The organism is Arenicella sp. 4NH20-0111 (genome assembly GCF_040366405.1).
GTDB lineage: Bacteria > Pseudomonadota > Gammaproteobacteria > Arenicellales > Arenicellaceae > Arenicella.
In genome coordinates this window covers 325907-349501 of sequence record NZ_BAABWF010000001.1, presented here as the reverse complement: position 1 = coordinate 349501, position 23595 = coordinate 325907, and the positions used below count along the sequence as shown (strand labels likewise).

Genomic DNA, 23595 nt, shown 5'->3' with positions numbered 1-23595 from the left:
GACACAGGGGAAAATCCAAAATGGAAATGAATAGGGAAGAGGAACAAGTGTTAACCCAAATCGATGTGCTGTTAGAAGAAGAAGCGCATTTCGACGAGAGTGGTTTTGATAGAAAAAGAATCAACCGTGCCAGTGAGCTTATTAAACACAGGCACAGTGAAGGTAATGAACGCACGGCACTTTGCCTCTCAGGAGGCGGAATCAGAAGTGCCACGTTTTCCTTAGGAGTACTCCAGGGGCTTGCCAGGGCGGGATTGCTGAAACAAATTGACTATCTGTCTACGGTGTCCGGTGGTGGATTTATTGGCAGCTGGCTTTCGCGCTGGGTTAATGAAGAAGCAGACAACGGAGGGTTGGACAAAGTTGAGTCTGAACTGGCAAAAAGCGCACCGGAGCCAGACGCAATAAAGAATCTTCGAGCACACAGTAGTTACCTATCCCCTAAGCGAGGGCTATCGAGAGATAGCGCAACATTAGCAGCAATCGTAATTCGTAACATGATGTTGACTTGGTTAGTGATCGTTCCAATAATCGTGGCGGCGCTCTTATTGCCTGCGCTTATGGTTGCTCTATTGCATGAGAGTAATCAGTTTTTGTCTTTGCTCACGGGCACCCTAATTTTGGTATCCTTTTTAGCATTATGGTTTGGCGTGTTCCACTTTTTAGGCGGTAGCAATCAGGTCACTGAAAAGCCAGCCTTACTCGGTTTATTTCCTTGGTTGGTTGCCGCGGTTTTATCGGTATGTTGGAGCCCTGCCTGGGATGCTTTTGTGTTTCTTGGCATGGTGCAAAGCAAATCCGGCTCAAACGCACACTATATGGAACTGGCGATTTTTACGGTTCTCGCCATACCATCGTTTTTGGCGCTAGTCTTTGTCTTGAACGGTTTGTTTCAAGGGGTATTAAGTCAATGGTTACCTGAAAGGTTACGAGAAAGGAGCTCGAGAAATAGTTCAATACTGATTCGGTATTCAGTACTTTGGGTAATTCTATCGTCTGTTGTTCTGATTGTGCCGTTATTGTTTTTAGACGCTTTGCGTTACGCCCCGACTTGGGTGTCTGGGGTTGGAGGGGTTGCTGGCTTGGCCGCTGTTGTTGCTGGATATTTTGGACGCAGTGGAAACACACAGCCATCGAATATCAAAGGGTCATGGCGTGGCTGGTTAAACCGAAATATTTTGCCTGTATTGGCATCACTATTACTCGTCATTATGGCCAGTGCGATTTCCGTTGTGATATCCGAGGTTCTTTACTCAAATACACCTATAGCGAGCGCAGAAGGCTCAAAAGTTGGTGGGAATAGTGGTTCGGAAAGAACTTTGTCAGAACGGCTATTTTTGAATCACAGTCAACAAAGTGTGGTTGGCGAAGGACCGAACGTTAAGAATTTATCCAGAGCTGACTTTTGGAACAACCAGTTAATCGAGGTAGATAGAGAGTATAGGAAAAAACATTTAGCGAGTGAAAGTGCCTTTATTGCGTCGGCTATTTTTGCCTCGGTATTCATGTCTTTTGTTACGTCTTGGCTATTTGGGGTTAATCGATTTTCTTTACATGCCATGTATGGAAACAGATTGGTTAGATCATATTTGGCCGCTGCTCGAAAAAAACGAGAGCCGGATTTAGAGACGGGATTCGACGCTAACGATAACATTGCTTTTTCTATAATGAAATCGAACAGGCCTTTTCATGTTATCAACGCCGCACTAAATTTAGGCGCAAGTGAGCGTACTGAATGGCTTCAGCGTAAAGCCGCTTCGTTCACGTTTAGCTCACTGCACTCTGGATCTGAGCCAACGCAGTACGTTCGCTCTCATAGTTATACCAGCAGTGAAAATGGGATTTCGCTGGGCAAAGCCATGACCATTTCTGGCGCGGCTGTTAGCCCTGCAATGGGGTACCACTCATCTAAGATCGTTGGCGCACTGTTGACCTTACTTAATGCGAGGTTAGGGTGGTGGTTGCCAAACCCTCGACAGCGTGGAGAAACTCACTTAAGGCGAAGCGAACCCCGCTTTGGCTTTTTCCAGTTATTGACGGAATTTCTTGGCTCGACCAATGATAAATCCAGTTTTGTTCACCTTTCCGATGGCGGTCATTTTGATAATTTAGGTCTGTACGAAATGGTTCGTCGGCGCTGTCGCTGTATCGTTGTTGTGGATGCGGGTCAGGACTCGAACAACGACTACGAAAATCTATGCAATGCCATACGAATGATTAGAGTCGATTTTGGAATTGACGTGGTTTTTGATCCCAATGAAGGGCCGGGCCACGGAAACAAAATGACAAAGCATTACGCCGTTGGTCGCATAGGCTATGCCCAAGCTGATCAGTCGCTGTCCGATGAATATCATAATGATGGTCATCAAGCTGATCAAAACTGTGAAATATCGGACGGTGTCATTATTTATATCAAACCCGTTTTAACCGGTGATGAGCCGATTGATTTGTTTCACTATGCGGAAAAAAAGCGAGAGCGCGCAAAGTTCCCGCACGAGACCACCGCAGACCAATTCTTTGATGAGTCTCAATTTGAGAGCTATCGAAAACTAGGCTTGATTAGCGGCGAAGATGTGGGTTCAAAATGTATCAAGGGGAATAGGCTAACCGCCATTACCGCCCCGCAAATAGATCGAACTCGGGTCGTCCGGTTAGAGGAATCAAAAAGTGTTTCCGATACCACTTCTAAAGAGGAGTTGGAGCCCAGCTCTGATGCTCTGGAAACAGCGTCTAAGGTTTCGCAAATTTTCGGTCAAGCTTCGAGCTGGGTTGCTCCAGCGGTTGTTTCAACAATAGCCGCGGCTTCCGTTGTTACGATCAATCACAAGTTCGTAAATCCTAAGGAAGGGATTCAATTAAAACTTCCTGAACAGGCCATATCGATAGAGAATCCTCAATTGCAATTGCCCAATGGTTGTGAGGTTAAGGATGGCAAACTGTATTGTGGTGCGTTGGATATTAACATTGGTCAGCTGGGCTTATCGCCAGAAGCGGTGGAATTAAAGCAACAGGGGGTTTCGCTCAATTTGGAGCTTCCGGAGGTGCTCGAAAAAGCCACTGATGAGCTCCAAGGCATTCGCGTAAACACGAATGATGCTAACTTAGTAAGCAGAGCGTTAGGGGGGCAAGAATCAGGGATTGTTTTAACAAAAAGTGCCAGAACTGAACTATCCAGCGCGACCACCAAACTCGATGGCGTAAGGATAAATGAAAATGACCTTGCCGCACTGCAAACCGCGGTTAAGGATATTCAGCCAATCACTGGCTCTCTAGATCGAATGGCAAAATCCATAGTTGGCGTTGCCGCTACCATTAATGGATTGACCGAGGTCAATAAGAACATGACTAAAATCGACGGCCGCTTAAAAAAGATAGATGATCGTATTAGTGGGCTCCGAAATGACTCGGGAGGCAACTGATGAATAAAGTTCAAAAACTCAGTTTATTGGCTTTACTGTTGTTTCAGGGAGCTTGTTCACACGCTCCTAAATACAGTGAACGAATCTCGGGGCATAGAGTAATTTTCATACCAGAGACACCAGAGGAAAACCAACGCTTGCAAGGCGATAGTTCGTTGGAAAATAGCGATTTAACACCGCAGGCGCCACATATAGATATAGCTCTTACCAATACCAGTCATCTCTCATTATGTGATGTTAAAGCTAAAATAGTTGGGGTGAATAACCCTGATGCGGTATCAAACGTTTTACCAAGTGATATTCATCGACATTCCATCGTAAAATCGGTGACCGCTCCGAACTGGCACCCCGGACGTGTTTGGTATTTAGGTTTAGATGAGAAGTTTCAGTGTGTTATCCCCGTGCACGTGATTATCACATACTCCTATTTGAAACCTAAGAAAGAGTTTAAGCCTAAGGACTATTTCCAACAACCTATCGTCAATGATTCCTGCGATTCGAATGGAAAAGGAGAGAGCAGAAAACGTCGCAGAACAAAGGTTTATGAGTTCGTGAAGTTACCGCATAGGCCGACTGCAATAAGCACAGATAATTTAAAGGTCTGCGGCTTTCCAAAAAGTGACCGCGTTAAAACTTAACGGGAAAGAGTCCGTTCCTTGCAAAGCAATCGCTGTAAATTTTGACTGGTGTAGTGAGACTTCTCGATTCTTGAGAACACTAATGAAGAAGGAGCGGATGATCAAAGTACTTCCCAACTAAGGTTGGTATCACGATCTTCATTGCTCACGGTCTTATCGTTAGAAATACATACACAGTTAAAAAGGAGAACAGAATGAGTCGTGCATCAGAAAACTTAAGTCAGCATACGTTAATTAAAGCGCCTTCAGACATTGCAATTACTCAGGGCGCCGAATTCGTCATTGAAGGAATGTCCGGTTTCGATCCAGCGGAGTATTTATCCGTTGCACCGTCGTTTAAGTTTAGGCGATCGAAGGAGCTTATTGTCGCAGATATATCGGAAGTGAGTGATTTTCAAGGTGGCTTATTCCTCGATAATGATTACGTTTCAGCTATTAGGTATTTTCTAGAAAGCCTATGGATGCCTAAAAATGAAGGGTTTGTAGATTATGAGCAGGTGGCTGCGATAGCGGCAAGTAAAATTAAATCGTATAAATTGCCGGGCGCGGACAATCCAAATGGTCCGCATTTAGTGGAAGGAGTCCACTCCGAGGAAGGAACGAGTTTTAAGGATGTCGAAAAAGACTCGATTATAGCCGAGGCAAAAGTTCCCGATACGAATGAAATCTACTACTACCTCTTGTCCACCTTAGACGCTGACCCTTTGACTTTGAGTGACTTTATCGATGATGAAAATCGCTTAGAACGATACTTAGACACGTGGGAGAACAAGGTTGATGTTATTAAGCGTGTGTTTCCAAAGGGAACGCAATTGTCTAGTCGACACGAGTACCTGGATTTGTCGGTTGGTGCGTTGATGGAGTTTTTCCCCTATCTTGCAAACGTTAATAGAAGCACGCTGAAATTGAAAGCTCAACTCGAAAAGCAAATGAGCGATTCAACAGACTTCCGTATGACAAAGGCATTGCATCAGGAGTTGGGTGATATTGCTCTTGAGTTGGCGTCTATTAAGCGATCAATGGCGAACTTACAAAGCTTTGCATCTTCAAGAGGCTACATTTTAATAACAGAAGATGGAAAAAGAGAGGTCACTTATCGCGGAAAAAAGGCAACCCAAGACGTAAAAGAAGGGCAGCTTTTACAACAGTATTCATTTGAGTCTACCTGGGTAGAAGAGTACAAAGTGCATAAGTCGCGAAGAAGGTTGTTTAGAAGCCGTAAACGATGGACAGTTACTAGAAGGCGCACTAGAAAGGCCATCGATATAGGTTTGCGTCTAATTAGGAGCCCCGATGAAAATTTAAACGATTTTCTCGAAAATAGTTTGATCTCTAAAGGCATGGAACCGATCGTTTTTGAAAATAACGACCAGAGTCTATTGTCTCAAGACGGAAGAACCGTGGATGAAGTTCTTGAACTTTGCGACATAGATCCAATGTTTCGAAAAAGATGTGCGATTTTACTCCCCACCTATACGCAAACTTTATTTGGGGATGACGTCGTTTCAGGGTTTCACGTTATACGGGAGCCTCAGAGAGGTAAAGCCATCATTGGCATGCCAGACTATTTTGTCGAAGAAAGCCTGTCTTACCGCTTTCGATGGCTCGGTTGTGAGCTAGGAGAGTTAGTGTCTAGTATTAATTTATTGCCAGGCGAAGAGCGCGAAATTTCCATCAAAACTACTCGTAGCAGCCTCAGAGAGCATGAACTTAAAAGTACAACGAATGTGGAAAATGAATCCAGTTCTTCTTTTGATACGCTGACCTCGGTTGAAAACGAATTTCAAAAGGAAAATAAATCCGAAAAAACGAAATCTTGGAGCGCGAAGGCCTCGGGTTCCTACGGTGGTATATCCGGTGGTGTGAGTGCATCTGGTACTTCAAAAAAATCGGCCCGACAGTTTGCTAGGACGTTGAACAAAGTATCTTCGAAAGCCGTCAGTAAAATGCGAAGAAAAACAAAGCAAGAGGTAGTGGCTAGAGAATTAACACGAGAGTCTGCGGAAAATACGTCCTCATCGTCAGGGACTATAGTGAACCCCAACGTTGGCCGAACGTTGAATATCAATTTTTTCACAGTAAACAACGTGTATTCATCGGGGACCTTTTTGGATGAGTTTGGTTTTCTTTACGTGTCGCCGTTTGAAATGATCGATGGAACCGGGGTTAGGCAGACGTTCTATTTTGATAAAGAAGATGCGGCTGATTTCATTGAGAGGGCATTGAGCGACGTTGAAGTGTTGGCTTCCCGTAGTTTGAGGATGTCGAATCCCAAACTAAGTGAAGCCGACTACAATAAGGTCATAAAGACGTTTGTCACAGACTACTCTAAAGAGCTTAGATCGGGTATTTTCAAATCACTGGAGGATTATTCCCTCCATGAGGATGCGCCCGACGCAGTAGCGAGCGAACGTTCACCAGTGAATGCATTGTTAGCGAAAGACGATGAGCATAACTTTATTAGTGTTTCTCAAGCAGCGAAAAGTGGCCGAAGTATTGCCGATGTTCTCAAAGATATATCCACAACGGATGCGCCCATTGAACCGACGTTACTCTCAAGCCCTTCGAAAGCACTATATGCCGAATCAGGACTAGGGAACAATGAGGCGCTTGAAGGGTATGCCGTTGATATGAGGCGACTTGAGGTAGAGAAACAACTCACCGACATCATGGTTACACAGGACAGTTTGGGAAAAAAGACCACTCTGCAAAACCAAGTTTACCGTAATGTTTCGTATAAGCGAATCGAGAACAAAATCACGTTAAAAGTTGGAGGGAAAATTGAACTGGGATCTTGGGACGTGTTTCTTGCCGGTGCCAACTTAGGCTCTGTAGAGGTCACTAAAAACAAGCTGACCTATGAATTACTGGTTGAAGATCAATCTAACTTGCCTAATTCGGAGGATTACCCAATGGCTTTGGTGAAATCATGATGAGAATCCCCAGTTTTTTGGCATACCCAAGTGCGCCTCCAAGAGCTTATGCACGAGCGTTGCGCAGTCGGCAACGCAATTCTTTGGAGATCGACTGGGAATTTATCAGTAGAGAAGAGGGCGGACAACGATTGGTGGGCTACGTTCCATTGGCGAGCAAGTCTCAGAGTGGTGTGACCGTAGCGACTGGTTTTGACCTTGGATCTCGCAGTGTCTGGAGTTTATATAAGCTGGGTCTTAGCGAGGTGCTTGTTAAAAAACTAACGCCTTTTGTGGGGTATAAATCGCTGGCGGCCCAATCCATTTTAGATTCCTACCGTGATGCAGGCTCGCCTTTGATTATCACTCGGACTGAGGCGCAGGAGATCGATCGGTTGAGTAAGGAGCAGGCAACCAGTCTATTAGTGAAGCAATTCGATCGTGCTTCTAGAATCAAGTTTTCGAGTATGCCAAGGGGATACCAAACGGCGGTTGTTTCTCTCGCGTTTCAATATGGAAATTTGAGAATAAGAACGCCTAAGTTTTGGCGCTACGTCACGAGCGGAAATTGGAATATGGTCGCTAAGGAATTACGGAATTTTGGAGACAATTATAAGAAACGACGTGAGCGCGAGGCTCTTTTAGTTGAGAGTGAAATGGCGAATGGGCCGCAAGATGAACTGACCGACAATTCTATTTTACTTAACCAGAAATGAGTATTTCTGACGGATCAGTAGACTGATTTTTTGATGCGCCTATGTAGATAAAAATAAACCCCAGACTGACGACCGGGGTTTATTTTGTTTTACGAGCTTCTTTAGATAAAGAATGTTTCCTATCTAGAAACTATAACTAGCACCAACCGTTATGCGTCGATCGGTCAAACCTTGGAAGCACAATAGAGCGCCTTCATTGACGCAAGACTGTACAACGTCTTCTTCGGTCAAGTTAACGGCTTCTATGCCAATGTTTAATCGTTCGTTTACGTCATAGCTGATACTTGCGTTGAGTTGTCCACGATCCTCTTGAACCACTGGGAAACCCCAAGGAAAGCTGCTCGTGCTACCGAAATCGTCTGATCGATAGGCTTCACGCCATGTGTATCGCATTCTGGCTGAAAGACCATACTTTTCATAAAACACGGTGATGTTGTAAGAATTTTCCGAGAGGTCAAGCAACTGTGCGCGAAGATCCACGTCAGTTAAACCCGACGTTGCTTCAAACACATTTGACGCTCGACTGGTCGCGCCATTAAATGACTCGCCGCCGGTGAACTCTTGAATCGTGTAGTTAGCGAGAAGTCCAAACCCTGACGCCCAACCTAACTGATCTTCGAAATTCGAAAGGTCGTATTGAAAAGCAAGTTCAAAGCCTTTTTGCGTAGTCTGCCCGGCACCATTGATGCGTTGTGAGGAAGGTACACAAACTCCAACACCACCATCAGGACCAAATACGTTCACGTCCGCGATTGGGTTAAAAATACCGCCTTGTTCGCAAGGAGCCGTGGTGTCTCTGAAACCTGTAACAGGATCTTCAAATGGGCTTTCGTCATTTTGCACGAATAAGCCTGTACGCTTCTTATTGAAATAGCCGATGCTCACAACAGCCGCAGGAGCAAAATACCACTCAGCAGAAAGATCAAAGGATTCAACCTCTTCAGGCTCTAACTCAGGGTTACCGAGTTCTACATCAGGGTTAGGGCTGGTGCTAAACGTAAATGCAGATGATAGGTCGTCAAAGTCAGGACGTCGAATATCTTTACCATACCCAAAACGAAGAACCACATTTTCATTAACATTTGCCACTAAATTGATTCTAGGCAGTAGGAAGTCGTAAGACCCTGTTGAAGATGTGGGTGAAACCACACCATCTAACTCGGAAAAAGAATTAGAGGTAATGTCAGTTTCTAAATACCGAACCCCGACGTTGCCGCGGAAGATACCATGTTCAAAGTTTGCTTGCGCATACAAAGCGTTGGTTTCTTCTTCGATGTCAAAGAACGAACTTGTGCTTGACGTTGGTGAGCTGATCGATCGTGTGCCACCAATGGTTGTTATAGCTGAGTTCAGCGTTGCGAGGACCGCATCTGGGTCTGACGCAACTAACTCAGGGTCAATCACTAGGAAATCACGAACAAACAGTTCTCGACCGTCAGCGGCATTGAAGTTGTCTGGGCCTGCGACGAGGACGTTAGAAAACAAACTGCCTCTAGGGCTGTCCGATAAACTTCTTAAGCCGACATTGGTTCGGATCTGGTCTCGTACGCTGTTTGTTTCACTACGGCGGAAACCAAAATCAACTGATGTGATGCCTGTTTCACTCAAGTCATAGCTAAAATCAGCGCGCAACGCGTCTTCGCTGTTCTCGGCCCTGTCTTGTCGAATGCTTACATCACGAAGTACGAAATTCTCTGGGTCAAGAAATTGAGATGCTGTCGGAGCAAACTCCTCGCCAAATGCTACTCCGAATGCCAACGATCCGCCGGTTAAGTCGTAGATGAATGGCGTACTGTTATCGTTTGCGCCACCCGGGTCGAGCGGAGCATTAGGATTGATAAAGTTTAAAACCGTGTTGAACTGAGGAGTCGTTGTGTCTGAACTGGACGACGCTAATTGAAATTTCGCGGAAAGACGTTCGTTTATTTGCCAATCTGCTCCTAGACTGAAAATTTCACTTTTAGTAATACGTGAATTTGTCTCAGTGGAAGAACGAAAATTCGGATCGTCGTCATCGTCATTTAAGTCAACGCCAATCACACCACTCAACGCGGCTTGGATGCTACCTAGGTTTTGAATACCGTTGGAGCCATCTAATGAACCAAAATTGACGGTTTCAAACTGATCAGGAACTGAGATGTTATTCAGACTACTAACCCCGGAGGCTTGAATCCGCGAACTTTCTTCTCTGCGTTCTTGGTCATTGATGACTGCATCAAAAGACAGCGTTAAATTTTCGTTGGGTGCCCATTCAAAGGTACCAGCCAGGTTAGTGGTTTCGTACTCTAAGTTGTCATAGTCTTGCACGAAAAATTGAATCGGAAGGAAATCAAAACTCTGTGCACTGGCTGCGCCACTGTCGGCAGCGATCAAGTTGTCTCTGTCGGCTCGGGGACGAAATGCTGATACGTCTTGCTCTGTGTAAACGGCGCTTATTACGAGGCCAAAATCTCCGTTGTCGGTCGTCCAATTATCACCGTATGTTCCAGAGACGCGTGGTGTCGCACTGTCAGTAGACAGGCTGCTGTCTTCAGCTTGTACGCGAATAGAACCAACACGCTCTTTGAGCTCCAGAGGTCGGATGGTTCTTAAGTTAATAGTGCCACCAACTGACCCTTCAATGGTTTTAGCTTCGGGTGATTTTGTCACTTCTACCGCAGAAATGATGCCCGCTGACACGTCGTCAAAATCGATGCCGCTTCTTCCTGCACCCGAACCAACGGTCGATACACCGTTAATTTCTGTTCGATTAGCGTTAGTGCCGCGAATTTGAACCCCAGTACCTACGCCCGCTTCACGAGTGATTTGGATGCCGGTTACGTTCTCAAGAACTTCAGCTAAGTTTTGGTCAGGAAGCTTTCCGATATCTTCAGCTTGAATCACTTCAATCAGATTGTCGGAAGATCTCTTTTCTTCTAATGCATTAGCCAGGGAGCGTCGTATCCCTGTAACAACAATTTCTTCCAACGCTTTATCACCTTCAGCGGACGCGCTCGTCTGCGCAGAAACGGTGTTTGACATGCCAAGCATGGTGATTGAAAGACTTCCAATCATCAACCCTCTGGTTGATTGATGCGAAAGCGCCTCAGCAATTCTCCTCATTTTAAATTTCATCATATTATTCTCTTTGTTTGACTTGTATGGTGCGCGCTATCCTTCGATAGCATTTTTTAAGTCTTACAAAGTATTAAGACAATTACAATAAATATATCTTACATAATTGCACATTATTGGTATGACCAATTATGCAATAATCAGTATGTTTTGCCGTTTTAGTGACCCCTTGGTAAGTATAACTTATTGAATTATAAGGGTATTGTTCTTTTTTACACGCGTTATATCCTACTTGGGGAAGAAATAGGCAATATTGGTAATACAATTGGCCAATATATTGGTCAGTTCAGTTTTTTCCTACTTTATAGTCTCATTACCGGCTTGTTTTGAGGTTGGAGCAGGCCAAATTGTCGTAGCGGTGGGCCAGTTAAATAAGTTGAGCGACGCCAATTTCGCTCACCTCTTTGGGACGAATGGTAGATGACAATTCTATTGTAGGCGCTTGATGTTATCCCAGCATGAAATATAGTTTAGCGCCTACGATTGTACCTAATCTTGCAGCGAATTTACCTCACTTAACAACTCTTCAATTCGTGCTCTGGGCGTTGATTTACCAACCCCGCCGTGTTTTGCGAGCACAATACTAATGTATCTTAGGTGATCCCTAATTGACGTAAATTGCTTTTTAGAGCCCACCACAAATCGATAGTTCGGCAGCTCTAACTGACGATCGGAGGTTTCAGCCAACAGACCTAAGGTCTGTAAGTAGCATGAATCGTTCCTGTCCCAAAATGATTGGTCGATGTTTAATCTACTGGTCTCTATGTATAGCGTAACTTCATTAAGCAATTGCTTGATGTGTTTTGGGCACGCCGAGCGTTGGCTTTTGCGAGTGGTCCAGTAAACTAATAGCTCTGCGGTTGCCCTAGACAGTCCTGCATGAGGCTTTACGCCGACTTCAACATCGTCGTTATCTGACGAAGCAGAATGTAATTCGCTGATTCTTTCTAGAATTTCAGTTGGTTTTTTGGTTGATCTGGATTCCGCCTTCTTTAGAACTTCATACTTGAGCGTCGACGCCGCATAGTTGTAAAGAATGGGTTCGCGGTTACGTGTGATGAGTTGCGTTTGTAGGTAATTATTTGCTTCATCAAATAGGCGATCGGCATACGCCAATTCTTCTTTGAAGCTTTCTTTGATCTTGGTCTTCTCTCCTTTATCAGCGGCAACCAATGCGTCATGAAAATTCAAGCGAATGTGTATTGCCAGGTGAGATTGGAAGCTGGCTAGATGATCAAGTACCTTATGCGACAGTTCGGAGCAGCTCTCACTCCTGGCCAGCTTAATTGCCTGAATTGCTTCCTTGAATCTTCCAAGTTCGCCGTAGGCCATGCCAAGTTCGCTGAGGAAAACTGATTCATGAAGCCAGCCACGTTCGGCCACTGAAGCCTTGATCCTGTCGATGGTTTCTATGAGTGCGCTTTGGTTAAAGGAGGAACTTTTTGAGTTTCCTCCTGCTTTTGCCACAGAACGAATGTTTTTCAATTTTAACGTGACTTCATCAAGTGTGGCAAAACGATAGGGTGTATACACTTTAGATTTTCCTGGTGTTTTTCCACTGTCGGTGATTCTCAGCTGATATGAGGGGTCGCCGTAACATTGATAGGCACCCCACGTGTTGTCTAGCGGATTAAACTCGTAAGTGGCCCGTCTAGCTGCCTTGATCGCCTCACCGAAGGTCGCTTTGTTTTCTAGCATTTCGGTGTAAAAAACCTCCGAAAAAACTTCGGCCATTCTGTCGTCAACAGACCATCCTGCTGCCACGATGGCCTTCACTCCCATATTAATGAGTTCCCGAGATATAGACGCGGCCAACAAGTGAGGTTGTTTTGGTTGAGCTAATTCTGAGTTGCTTCCGATTTTCCCTAAATGACAACAGTTAATGAACACCAGCTCGGGTATCATTCGTCGACCGCTTAGCAAGTCGGCATTTAAATAACAGCCGTCGTTTAAGACCATGCCTGATACAATTTTCTCTTCTCCAAGTTGCTCATCCCACTCGCTGTAAACCCCATGGCCAGCTAAATGCAGGACTTTAGCATTGGTATTGACCACTTTTGAGATGACATCAATTCCGTCCTCGTTAATGCTTTCAACGCATTTAAAATTCGCATTTTTAAACAATTTTGTAACAAGCTGTGCCTCTCGCTTAGCGCCTCCTAGCGGCACAAAATCAGAATGTAGATCTAACCTCGGGTCACCAACAATGGTAATGATGTCCTCTAATGCATAACGAGGGGTTATCTGATTTTCCGGGTCTGACAGCTGTCGAATAAGGCCGCTTCTGACTGCAACAGGCTGAATATCTAAGTTTTCCTTATCGTCCATTAGTTCCCAAGGGATGTGGGCGGTATTCGAATCAAGCACCAGCATTAGGTCCCGATCATCGAAAGAAAAGTCCTTCAATTCCGATGGAAGCAAAACTTCAAACAAGGTATTGGAAATGGAGTGATTGTGATTTCCCCTGTTGATTGCTTGAGAAATCATAGACTCGACAACATTTGATTGATAAGACTGCTTAAATTCAGAAGCGCCGGAACGGTTTGAGACAATCTTGTACAAAAAAGAGTTGGTGCCTGAGCCCGATGAATCGCATTGCTGCAGCTTGCTTATGTCCATCCTTTGCCACCAATCGTAATCACTACGTTGAAATGGCCTTTCCCAACCAGCGCCGATATCTCCAAGTTCACCGACAGAAAAGTACTTCTTAAAGCTTTGGGTTCGTTCTACTAAGTCTGAAATTGCGTGTTGTGCCTTGATTGCTGTATCTCGATACAGTTCTACGAAGTCCAATGAAGTGATCTGAGGAACGAGTTCGTAAGATGTGTCACTATTGTTGTGCGCATTTTTGACACGCTCATTGGCTAGTAGTAAGCCGGCTAATAGCGCTTCCAAGCTTGCTCGCACCGAGACGCCGCCACCGCTTGAACCAATAATGAGCGTTGAAACGCGTAGTTTCTGTTGTGCGGCCGATTCAGTTGAAGAAAAATTAGGTGACGCCAACGTTGATATGCGGTGGTGGTTTTCAAGTAACTGAACTAGCCCATTCGCAAACGTGTGCTTTAGGGCGCCTGGGCTGAGTGAACCGACGGTACCGAGACCGATTACAAGCCCGCAGTTAAGGAGCCCATGATCATTGTCGGTACTATTCTCAAAATAACGAGCGGTGTTTCTCTTACCCGGATAGGTGCCTAAATCTCGGCTTAAGGTAAGCTGACCATCCAAGCACTCGTCCAGTGCGGACTCTGCTCCTACGACCGTGTCTCCTTCATAGTGGCCTACGCACATCACCCCATTTACGAATTTCAAATTACCATGCACAACGCGTACATTGACGTGTGTGCTAAGGGAGCTAGGGCGTGCATTAACCGCGTGTGAAGCGCCAAAAATCGAACTTAAGTCTTCTTCAGTCGGAATGAAATAGACTTCATCTTCATCGTAATTAGTTGAGTCCGTCGTATGAGACGCATCGCGTCTTTCACCCAGTGGGGTGGAGCTCAGTTGGCTGGTGAAGCCTGTTTCGAAGATTTCTTTAAACGCTGGAAAGTATTCCTTGCAGGCCGCTAAATTGCCGTGAGGCTCGTCCACATACCAGACTGGAATGTCATCCGGGATTCCGCTTTTCCAAGGTACTGCGCTGTCTCCTTCTGGTGTTGTGATAAAGGTTAGTTTATTTTTCTCATTGACTTGAACGGATATGGGCGTCTCTTTCGCTTTTCCTGCTATATAGATAGACTTTGCGATACCGTTTACGAAGAGCGGGACATCTTTTAATTGTCTATAAAAGTCCTTGGTTATATCTAAGTTGTTTGAAGAGGGTATAACAAACGCCTTATTTTTACTGGCCGCTTGTTTTAATGAAGCCCAATGCGTATCGCTGAACCACTCGCTATTTTCCGTATCCGGAAGCAAGTTTACTAACCCAGGAAATTGACCTACTAAATTTATCACTTCTTTTTTTGACTGAGTAAAGTCTAAGAAAGCGAGTCTATTGACGAGTTTATGATAACCCGTCAACACTTTTACGATCGAGTGAGAACCCCCGTTAGGGGTGCCGAGCATGACGAAACGAAATCCTGGCTCGTAGTTTAACAGCGTCGTCCATAGTTCCTTATCTACAATACCAACCCCGCGAGCCACCAAGCCGCCCATCGAGTGAGCGAGGATGTAAATGGGTTGCCTTTTATTGCTGTCTATTTGATCCTGAATTTCTTTTTTGAGTGCTTCAGCAAATACTCTGGAGGAGTCCGTAATTGGCAAGCGCCAATCGAACGATTGATCTATGACATTGTAAATTTTCCCAAAATACTTTATTGCTTTCCCATAGCTCAACCTAACGGGGCCGTCGGCAGAGACATCCTGAGCATCAATGCTTAGCTTTTTAAGTTCGCCCACGGCAATGCTAGAAATATCGATCCATATTTCTTCTTCTTTGTGCTTTAAATATGAGCCCATGATTCCTGGTAACAGGAACATAGCTGGCTTATTTGGGTCTCTCGTTAACGACAGCTTACCCCGTACAGCAGAGTTCGAGCCATCTCGTATGGAACGGTCGATTGGGCTAAACCCTAAACTTCGTAAACTAGGTGACGGCATGCCGAAGTTCTTAATGGCTAAACTGATTTTTCTTGATGACTCACCGTGATCGAAGTAACACAGGTGATGGATATCGCTTGATTCTTCAAGGTGAAACCACGCATTGTCTTGGGATCGTTTAAATCCGCCAAACATATTGCGCGTGTCTACCACCCAGTCGCTTCGACCATCGAATGCTAGCTTCGATAACAACTCCAGTGCCGCGCGACCAACATTCCAACCCGGTTGAGCCTCTCCAGAAATCACCGTCAGACGCCCCTTTAACTCTCGTGCGTCTATATTGAGGCAACGTAAAAGAGGCGAATCAGGCCTCATTGCCTCAAGTCCGGGTATTTCGGTTGCCAGCCGACGGGCACCAGCTATCAGCGTGGATAGCATGTCAACGGCCTCCGCGACAATCGCGAGTTGCGGGATGAGTTTACTGGCGGCCTTACTCGTTATTGTAAGCGCAGAAAGCCACAGACCTTGCGATTGCTGCAGTAAAGCGGTTCCCATAATTGGGCAAGCGCAACGTAAGAATTCAGTGACAATGGGTTTTCTTTCCTCGAGTAGACTAAAAAACTCCTCAAGTTCGGTTAGTTCCTTTTCTGCTAACGCTTGACTGCCTCTATTGTTGAGGTAAACCTTCTTAATTTTGTCGAAGCTCAAGCGCTCACCATCGCAGTGATAAGACGCGAGAAGGTCTCCAACGATGCCACCTCTAGAGTGGGTTATCAAATGTATTGTTGCGTTTTTTGGAAGTGCTTTTAGCACGGTGATGGCATTGGCAACAGGCGTGCTGATTAGCGTGCGATGCTCCAGCGAGTATATGCGTTTACCGTAGGTTTGCTCTATGTGTTGCCTTATCGGTTGATTAGACGACGAGCCCAGTCCGCCAAAACTGCCCTCGGTGGAGGAAAAGGTACCGTGAATAAAGAGTAGCGCAGGTTGTTCACTGGAGCTGATCGCGCGGGTTTTAGATAAGTTTAACGCATGGCTTTTTTCCAGCGCACTCTGTTCTTCCCAGCTGACTTGATAGACGCCTTCGCTCTTAGCGCCCCCTTTGATTAGCTTGTGCTCTACTTTTCGGGCAATGACGTTGGCGGATAATTTAATGACGTCTTTTTTGGTTGGTTTGAAAAAGGCAATCGCTCTAAAAATAAGGCGCCCAAGCCCTCTTTGTGCTGTCGGCGTTGCTTTGTTCTGAAGATTATCAAATTCTTCTGGAGTAACGGTGATGATAGTTCCGTCTATTAACTCAACTTGACAGATATCGTGATCACCGAATTCATGAGTCACGGATTCAGAGAAAGAGTCTCTGGCGCTACCCAGTTCAAACCCGCTGTCCAGCTGGTAGCCATCAATCGACGAAAATCGGTTCTGTGATGGAGTGAAAGCTTCCGATGTTGACCTAGCGGTGCGGACATACAATTCAATAGACGCCATGTTAGTTCCCTGTTTCCTTTTATATGGGGTGAGTGTACACCCAGAGTTGTCAGGCTAAAATATCATCGTAACGTCTGTCAATAATACTGTGGACGTTAGTCATGCCTTGTTAACCCATGATTTCTTTTGGTTGAAACTCTAAATCATTCTACTCTACGGGTTGTTGGTTCTAGATTTAGCAATTTACAAATAGGCTTTTGAAATTTTGGAAATTAGCCCCATTTAAATACTAGTAGCCGTCAATTTACAGTTAAAAGGAGTAATTATGTTTGTCTCAAATATGGAAATCATTCCTCAGAAAAAAATCACTAGGCACCTGGGCTTAGTTCAGGGCAGTACGGTGCGTGCCAAACACGTGGGCAAGGACATTCTTGCGGGGTTCAAGAACTTATTGGGTGGCGAATTAGTGGCTTACACTGAGTTAATGACTGAAGCTCGCCAAGAGGCTACCGAACGTATGATTGCCCAAGCTGAAAGCGTGGGTGCGAACGCAGTACTAAATGTTCGTTTTGCCACGTCATCAGTCGCCCAAGGTGCAGCTGAGTTGTTTGCGTACGGCACCGCGGTGGTACTTGAAGACTCAGATACATAAGAGTTGGAGTGATACATGATTGATGTTGTTATCGTTCTGACTCTGCTCGCACTCGGCTATGGCTTCGGCACTTATCGTGAGAAGAAGCATTTCAAATCTATTCAGCAGCGGGAAGCCGAATATCAAAATATTATGGTGTTCGAGAGTCGTTTTCCTCCAGAGAAAGACAAACACGCGGGCGCTTGGTTAGTGCAAGGCAATGTGGTTGTCTCCGCTGACTATTTTAAAAGGTTCGTGGCTGGTTTACGCATGTTGGTAGGTGGTCGATTACGCAGTTATGAGACATTGCTAGAGCGTGGGCGTAGAGAAGCTGTGTTGCGGATGAAAGAAGCGGCAAAGCAACAGGGTGCTGACAAAATCTTCAACGTGAAATTTGAAACCTCTTCCGTTTCAAAAGGAGAGGGCAATGCGGTGGGCTCAATTGAAGTGTTGGTCTATGGCAGCGCTTTGAAGAGCCAATAACAGCCATGGAGTATGAGAATCCGCAACCGACCGAAGGTATTAACTATACCCAAGAGCACCCTTTTAAGGAATTTGCACAACTGTTAGTCGGGCTCGCCGCGATTGCGGTTCTTTCGGTCTATATTTTAAGTCAGGCAGCGGGCTTTCTAGTTAGGTACATACCGTTTGAATACGAAGCGGAAATGGTCGCTGAGTTAGAGTTTTTCGACAATGAGTCAAACGACAAAGCCGTAAAAACTCGAGCAAGGTTACAAGCGCTTGCGGATAAACTCGCTGAAAATATGGATTTAGATTCCGCGATGGAAATCACGGTTCACTATAGTCAGTCTGACACAGTTAATGCTTTTGCGACTCTCGGGGGGCACTTAATGTTTTTCGAAGGACTAATTGAAGAGCTTGATTCAGAGCAAGAGCTAGCCGCTGTGATGGCGCATGAGATCGCACACATTCAACACCGTCATCCCATCGTTGCGTTAGGTAAGGGAGTTACTTTGGCTGCCTTGGTTGGCGTTATTGGCGGGGCATCGGGCAGTGCCGCTGGCGAATTGTTGATTGGTAGTTCGGCCAATTTAAGCTTGCTACAATTTTCAAAGTCACAAGAACTTGAAGCCGATGTAACAGCGGCCAAAGCGCTTAATAAAACCTATGGCAACATTCAGGGAGCGAAGGAATTGTTTACGCGTTTCGCCGAGATGGAGCATGACCACCTAGACTCTGCGGCTGGTTTGGAATTTTTCCGCAGTCACCCCTATTCACAGAACCGTTGGGATCAGCTACAGCAGCTCGCGGAAGAACACAAATGGTTGGTGAGCGGGGAATTAACTGATTGGAAGCAAGAATAATAATTGAGGCTGGACGCCTACGATATTAGTACCACTTTTGTAGTTCCAAGTTCCGATAGCTTCATGGGTTGGATTGAGCGAGCTAGCTTAACTGAATAAAGCTAAAGATAAGATCAATGCCTTCTAGTAAGTCCGTAAACCTCCTGCCGCGCACTCGGTTTCCATAATGGCACTTTAGTCACTCTCAGAATATGGAGTGACGTCTTAGGCGGCGTAGTTAAGAAGCATGAACGCCACAACGCAGCTTGCGGTACGAACATGATTTAATGCCACCCATTTCCGGCCATAGCCATTCCATGCCGCAACCAGCTTATTTGAATCATGAGCACAGTTTTTGAGATGGTTATTCAAGGGCACATTGCAAAACGCGGTTACACCGAGCATGCCGCCTAAATAGAATACGCAGGCCCAAATAATGTGAGGTTGGTTTGCGTGACTGAAAAAAATGCTCCAAATCAACAGGCCGGCATACCAAAGTGATGAGATTAAAAACAGCGGCATAAACCAGGTTTTTACTATTACATTATTGATGCTGTTCATTGCCTTGGCGCCTTCTGTACCGGGCAATTTGCATAGCGCTTGAACCACCACGAATGAAAAGGCAAAGTAAAGGCCGGCCATTAGGCCGGTCAAGAGGCTCAGAATCGTAATCATGATGCTGTGTCCTTTTTCCCATCATTCAGCCAAACCGATGTGCTTGCGGTTTTTTCAACGTAATCTTGAAAGCGTTTAGGCTCTCTACCCAGAACCTCTTGAATCGTGTTGGTAGTGAAAGCATTACTTCCATCTAATACATTCGTGAATAGCTCGTTCATCAACCAAGCAACGTCATCGGGCATGCCGTGTTGTTTCGCCGCATAAATATAATCATCCACGGGAATTGGCAGGTAGCTAATTTCTTCTCCAATTGTGGCACTAATGTGAGTGATACAGGTCTTGAATGAAAGTAACTCTGGGCCTGTGATTTCGAATAATTGATTTCTTATCTGCGACCTGGTGATTGCAGCCATCACGACATCGGCGATGTCATCCACATGAATGAACGGTTCGTCTGCCTTTGCATGAGGTAACACCATGTCTCTAGCAAGCACGCCATCTAACATAAAACTTTCGCTGAAGTTTTGCATAAACCAACTGGCGCGAACAACGTTCCAATCAAGACCGCTGTTCACAACTTGCTGCTCAGCGCGTTCTGCGCCTTTTTCTCCGCGACCAGAAAGCAATACTAGGTGTTGTATGCCTACGGTTTTGGCAACACGAATAAGGTTACGAATATCGGCTTCAGCACGTGGCACGGCCAAGTCAGGCTGATAGGTTATATACAACGTTTTTAGGCCGTCTAATGCTGCTGGCCAATGATCGGGCAGGTTCCAATTAAAACTTGGGGTAGTTTGGCGAGACAATCCTCTAACTTGATAGCCTTGGCTAAGCAGTGTCGATTGAACACGATGGCCGGTTTTTCCCGATGCGCCAATAATGCCGATAAGGTTTGTTTCTTTCTTATTCATAATGGTCCTTGAGTTCGGTGTAATTGAAAAAGTTAACTAACAACGCAGAGAATTTTGCATGAACCGTACTGGATATTTAATGCTCGGCTATCTATAGTTATTTGCAGATCATCCAATTTTTTATGTCAAACGAATACCGAAGAAACTTACCCGAATCGTCTGACCTTCTAGGTCAGGCGTTGTATCAACTCAGAATGAATGGCAGTTTGTATTGTCAGTCAGAGCTTTATGCTCCTTGGGGGTTAAAGATGCCTGAAATGCCTGGCGAAATGATGTTTCATATTGTTATGTCAGGTGAATGTTGGCTGTCAGTTGACTCACAAGCGGGCACCCATTTACCCGCAGGCAGTTTGGCGCTGGTGCCAAAAGGTCAAGGGCATTCGATATCTTCTGGTGAAGGAATTGAATGCACTAGCTTATTTGACATACCCATTATAAAAGTCAGTGAACGCTATGAATTCATGCGTCATGGCGGCGACGGTGACCACACATCGCTGTTGTGCGGAGTTATCAACTTCGATCAGGTGTCCGGCGCTAAGTTGATAGCACAGTTGCCCGATGTGCTTGCAGTGGATTCGGTGGGTGGCAATCAAAGTGCATGGTTACAAAGTACACTTAGATTGATAACCAGCGAGGCCGCGAACATGAGTCTAGGTGGTGAAACGATCATGGCGCACTTGGCCGATATTATTGTGATACACGCTATTCGACACTGGGTAGAAACCTCAATAGACGCGCAACATGGATGGTTGGGAGCATTGAAAGATCCCAAGCTTGGCAAAGCCTTAGTGGCTATCCACAATCAACCGGAAAAAAGTTGGACCGTGGACCAATTAGCGCAAGCAGCAGGTATGTCCAGATCAGGTTTTTCAGCGCGGTTCACAGAGATTATTGGTACCTCAGTTAAGCAATATTTAACGCATTGGCGCATGACATTAGCGCGGTCCAAATTGATGACACAAAAAATGCCGCTCGGTGATTTAGCCGAAGAACTTGGTTATCAATCTGAAGCCGCTTTTTCAAGAGCCTACAAACGCGTCATGGGTGAGTCGCCAATTCGTCAGATTAAGTGATCCGCACTTGACGTGCGATTCTGCATACTTAGGGCGTAAATAAAATTGAATCCAAGAACCCAATTGTTGCATCTAAGCTTCTATGAAGCCGATGCCGGACTTGCTAATAGTTAAGTCAGACATCCGTTGAAAATTCACCGCATGCTGAACATGGGAGAACACGATGAATCATTACGAGCTTGATCAGAACAACAAACTTAGCCACTACGTTGGCTGGTCACTTATCGCATCAATTGTTATAGGGATATTGGCGTCCATGACTATTTCGTCAGGAATCGATATAAACTTATCCGCCGACATTACCAAAACAGCCGAAAATATGTTGCAGGCTCAGCAGCGTTTGCACGCGCGGGCTTATGTGTCGTTGTTCTCATTTATGCTTCAAGGCTTTATTTCAGTGGGCTTCTTCTTTGTGTTGCGCGCGCATGGTCCGGTACTGGCTACCTGGGCGTTGGTCACCGGCGTTGCGGCGGCCCTGCTTAGTTTGACGGGAGCAGTGTCAGCAATGAACGTTGCATTGCTGGCTGAGAATTCAGCTTTCGATGCACTCACTAACGATGCTCAACGCCTGATGCTTGCCGGCATGCAAGTGACCTCAGACTACACTTCGTTTCACCTATCGTTGGTATTAGGCTGCATCGCCAATGCGGCCGTGTTCTACTTGTTTTTAAAGTCTAAGTTAATACCAAAACTTATCTCTGGCTGGGGCCTATTTGCGTCCTTATTTGTGGCAGCAACGATAGTAGGCCGGGACTTCATACCCGCACTGGGAAGCAACACCATCACCGTCGCATTTATGGTGTCGAACCTTACTGCCATAGTAGCGCTAGGGCTTTACCTCGGAATTAAAGGTGTTCGTAAGTCTTAGTATCTAGAAGGGTTTGCTTTTTAGCGCAATAGCCGGAATGGTTCTGCGTTCTGTTGCTTCGCACTCGATTTTTTGAGAGCTTGAGTGCGTAATGGGCTGTAATACAGCCCCATTATTAAGTTAGTGCATACTTTAGCATTGCATAGCGGTTTACAAACGTCGCAAGTTTTAGGCTTGCCTAACCGTTCAACTTTATAGCAACGCAAACAGGAGTGTGACCATGATGGAGTGGGCAAAAAAGGAAATAAAGAGGGCAGTCAATTTACTATTGGTTACCGCCGTGTCAGCTTTTGCGCTAAGCGGTCACGCAAAACAAGTAGACGATGAACTGGCTAGCGACTGCGAAGCCACACCGAAGGTGTTGTCCAATACATCACTGAGTGGTTTGGCCGACTATTGGTTTGGTTCGCCCGATTTTCAATTCGCCATTCTAACCGCGACCAACGCGCGTGCAGGTGATCCACGGTTTGACTTTATATCCAACCCGAACATATTAGCCGCTGGAAGCAACGTTTGTATACCTCAAATAGCCGAGGCCGAGCGATTGAAGCTTCGCTTTGATGGCTACTTAGAAGCCGTACATGACATGGCGTTAGCCGAACCCAGCGAAGTCGTTAACAGCCTTGATGCAGTGCCATCTTCAGGAGCCGTCACCGTGGTTTCGTGGGTAAGGTCAGACCAAGCTAAAGGCTTTGGCAGGCCAGGCAGTACGTACACTTCCAGCGGCAATATATGGGTGACTTTGGCGCCACACGTTCAAGAATTTTGCAAAGACTTTGTTAAAAATAACAGTAACAACCCCGACCGGCTCAACCTTCGATTGGAGCAACGGTTGGGTTTGGCACCCGCGTCATCCAAAACACATTTCATCGAACTAAAAATCAATACACCCGCCGATGGTAAATCACTCTTTAGGCCATGTGGCGACAGCTCTGTAACCACAACCAGTTGCGCGCTTCAGGCACCAACGAGTTGTAATATAAACGATAAGATTTGCCACCAAAAAGCCGACTTTTTCTATCAACAATATTACTCATCATATGGTTCCGCCCGACCCGTGGAGTTCCCTTGGACTTCACTCGGTTACACCTTTGATTGGGCCTATAAAGAAGCCGGTTTAGGTGGGCGCTTTGATTTTATACAAGTCGGCGAAAGTGAATACGTTGTTCCACCGAACACTGAAATGGAAGTTGTTTCAACGTTAACAACGGCGGAGTATTGCGGGCTTAAATAATAATAGTGAGCATGAAGCCCATTGTAAAATAGGCTTTGCTTCAACACATTTTTTGCGGCCGCCTTGTTGTCCGTTTGCGGCACAGCCTCGTTACAAGCGTTGTGAGGGCGAGATCAAGATATGACGAAAGGTGGTTTATTTGATTGTGCCTATGGCCATTCTGTATGCTTGATCTAATTTAAGCTTCATACAGAGA

14 protein-coding genes are annotated in these 23595 nt (G+C 45.5%); 10 read left to right on the top strand and 4 right to left on the bottom strand.

Annotated features, from left to right (window positions below; translation table 11 throughout):
- Nucleotides 1-20 precede the first annotated feature (20 nt).
- The 4 genes from ABWW54_RS01460 to ABWW54_RS01445 all read left to right on the top strand — a co-directional run bounded on the left by ABWW54_RS01460 (nt 21) and on the right by ABWW54_RS01445 (nt 7685).
- Nucleotides 21-3419, top strand: coding sequence for a patatin-like phospholipase family protein (locus ABWW54_RS01460; RefSeq protein WP_353409366.1), 3399 nt, complete (start codon nt 21-23; stop codon nt 3417-3419).
- Complete coding sequence (locus ABWW54_RS01455; protein WP_353409364.1) at nt 3419-4057, top strand: hypothetical protein; 639 nt, start codon at nt 3419-3421, stop codon at nt 4055-4057. The genes ABWW54_RS01460 and ABWW54_RS01455 overlap by 1 nt, the downstream gene beginning before the upstream one ends.
- A 194-nt stretch (nt 4058-4251) precedes the next feature.
- Nucleotides 4252-6990, top strand: a complete 2739-nt coding sequence (locus tag ABWW54_RS01450) for a hypothetical protein (RefSeq protein WP_353409362.1) — start codon at nt 4252-4254, stop codon at nt 6988-6990.
- Nucleotides 6987-7685: a pesticin C-terminus-like muramidase gene (locus ABWW54_RS01445; RefSeq protein ID WP_353409360.1), complete on the top strand. Its 699-nt coding sequence runs from the start codon at nt 6987-6989 to the stop codon at nt 7683-7685. The genes ABWW54_RS01450 and ABWW54_RS01445 overlap by 4 nt, the downstream gene beginning before the upstream one ends.
- A 123-nt stretch (nt 7686-7808) precedes the next feature.
- Here ABWW54_RS01445 and ABWW54_RS01440 read toward each other — a convergent pair whose 3' ends face one another.
- Both ABWW54_RS01440 and ABWW54_RS01435 read right to left on the bottom strand, forming a co-directional pair.
- Nucleotides 7809-10799: a TonB-dependent receptor gene (locus tag ABWW54_RS01440; protein WP_502907756.1), complete on the bottom strand. Its 2991-nt coding sequence runs from the start codon at nt 10797-10799 to the stop codon at nt 7809-7811.
- 489 nt (nt 10800-11288) lie between these two features.
- Nucleotides 11289-16820 carry a DUF7379 domain-containing protein gene (locus tag ABWW54_RS01435; RefSeq protein WP_353409358.1) on the bottom strand — a complete coding sequence of 1844 codons (5532 nt, stop codon included), beginning with the start codon at nt 16818-16820 and terminating at the stop codon, nt 11289-11291.
- A 265-nt stretch (nt 16821-17085) separates the two neighbouring features.
- Here ABWW54_RS01435 and ABWW54_RS01430 point away from each other — a divergent pair, with 265 nt between their 5' ends.
- The 3 genes from ABWW54_RS01430 to ABWW54_RS01420 are packed head-to-tail and all read left to right on the top strand — an operon-like array spanning nt 17086 to nt 18716.
- A complete protein-coding gene (locus ABWW54_RS01430) occupies nt 17086-17412 on the top strand; it encodes a YbjQ family protein (protein ID WP_353409356.1) in 327 nt (108 codons plus the stop codon).
- Nucleotides 17413-17427: 15 nt separating this feature from the next.
- The gene (locus tag ABWW54_RS01425) at nt 17428-17874 is read left to right on the top strand and encodes a YbjQ family protein (protein ID WP_353409354.1); all 447 of its coding nucleotides are present in this window, start codon (nt 17428-17430) and stop codon (nt 17872-17874) included.
- Nucleotides 17875-17879: 5 nt separating this feature from the next.
- Nucleotides 17880-18716, top strand: a complete 837-nt coding sequence (locus ABWW54_RS01420; RefSeq protein ID WP_353409352.1) for a M48 family metallopeptidase — start codon at nt 17880-17882, stop codon at nt 18714-18716.
- A 204-nt stretch (nt 18717-18920) separates the two neighbouring features.
- Here the strand turns inward: ABWW54_RS01420 and ABWW54_RS01415 are convergent, their stop codons facing one another.
- Both ABWW54_RS01415 and ABWW54_RS01410 read right to left on the bottom strand, forming a co-directional pair.
- Nucleotides 18921-19370 carry an anthrone oxygenase family protein gene (locus ABWW54_RS01415; RefSeq protein WP_353409350.1) on the bottom strand — a complete coding sequence of 150 codons (450 nt, stop codon included), beginning with the start codon at nt 19368-19370 and terminating at the stop codon, nt 18921-18923.
- A complete protein-coding gene (locus ABWW54_RS01410) occupies nt 19367-20224 on the bottom strand; it encodes an NAD(P)H-binding protein (protein ID WP_353409348.1) in 858 nt (285 codons plus the stop codon). Before ABWW54_RS01410 ends, ABWW54_RS01415 begins: the two co-directional genes overlap by 4 nt.
- Nucleotides 20225-20346: 122 nt before the next feature.
- Between ABWW54_RS01410 and ABWW54_RS01405 the strand changes: the two genes are divergently transcribed.
- From ABWW54_RS01405 to ABWW54_RS01395, 3 genes are all read left to right on the top strand, one after another.
- Nucleotides 20347-21297, top strand: a complete 951-nt coding sequence (locus ABWW54_RS01405; protein WP_353409346.1) for an AraC family transcriptional regulator — start codon at nt 20347-20349, stop codon at nt 21295-21297.
- A 163-nt stretch (nt 21298-21460) separates the two neighbouring features.
- Nucleotides 21461-22165: a DUF4386 domain-containing protein gene (locus tag ABWW54_RS01400; protein WP_353409344.1), complete on the top strand. Its 705-nt coding sequence runs from the start codon at nt 21461-21463 to the stop codon at nt 22163-22165.
- A gap of 220 nt (nt 22166-22385) precedes the next feature.
- A complete protein-coding gene (locus tag ABWW54_RS01395; RefSeq protein WP_353409342.1) occupies nt 22386-23399 on the top strand; it encodes a hypothetical protein in 1014 nt (337 codons plus the stop codon).
- Nucleotides 23400-23595 lie beyond the last annotated feature (196 nt).

Coding starts and splice junctions, on each gene's coding strand:
- ABWW54_RS01450 (WP_353409362.1), top strand. CDS start 4,252: ATGAGTCGTGCATCAGAAAACTTAAGTCAGCATACGTTAATTAAAGCG.
- ABWW54_RS01395 (WP_353409342.1), top strand. CDS start 22,386: ATGATGGAGTGGGCAAAAAAGGAAATAAAGAGGGCAGTCAATTTACTA.
- ABWW54_RS01445 (WP_353409360.1), top strand. CDS start 6,987: ATGATGAGAATCCCCAGTTTTTTGGCATACCCAAGTGCGCCTCCAAGA.
- ABWW54_RS01440 (WP_502907756.1), bottom strand. CDS start 10,799: ATGAAATTTAAAATGAGGAGAATTGCTGAGGCGCTTTCGCATCAATCA.
- ABWW54_RS01455 (WP_353409364.1), top strand. CDS start 3,419: ATGAATAAAGTTCAAAAACTCAGTTTATTGGCTTTACTGTTGTTTCAG.
- ABWW54_RS01415 (WP_353409350.1), bottom strand. CDS start 19,370: ATGATTACGATTCTGAGCCTCTTGACCGGCCTAATGGCCGGCCTTTAC.
- ABWW54_RS01405 (WP_353409346.1), top strand. CDS start 20,347: ATGTCAAACGAATACCGAAGAAACTTACCCGAATCGTCTGACCTTCTA.
- ABWW54_RS01430 (WP_353409356.1), top strand. CDS start 17,086: ATGTTTGTCTCAAATATGGAAATCATTCCTCAGAAAAAAATCACTAGG.
- ABWW54_RS01460 (WP_353409366.1), top strand. CDS start 21: ATGGAAATGAATAGGGAAGAGGAACAAGTGTTAACCCAAATCGATGTG.
- ABWW54_RS01435 (WP_353409358.1), bottom strand. CDS start 16,820: ATGGCGTCTATTGAATTGTATGTCCGCACCGCTAGGTCAACATCGGAA.
- ABWW54_RS01400 (WP_353409344.1), top strand. CDS start 21,461: ATGAATCATTACGAGCTTGATCAGAACAACAAACTTAGCCACTACGTT.
- ABWW54_RS01425 (WP_353409354.1), top strand. CDS start 17,428: ATGATTGATGTTGTTATCGTTCTGACTCTGCTCGCACTCGGCTATGGC.
- ABWW54_RS01420 (WP_353409352.1), top strand. CDS start 17,880: ATGGAGTATGAGAATCCGCAACCGACCGAAGGTATTAACTATACCCAA.
- ABWW54_RS01410 (WP_353409348.1), bottom strand. CDS start 20,224: ATGAATAAGAAAGAAACAAACCTTATCGGCATTATTGGCGCATCGGGA.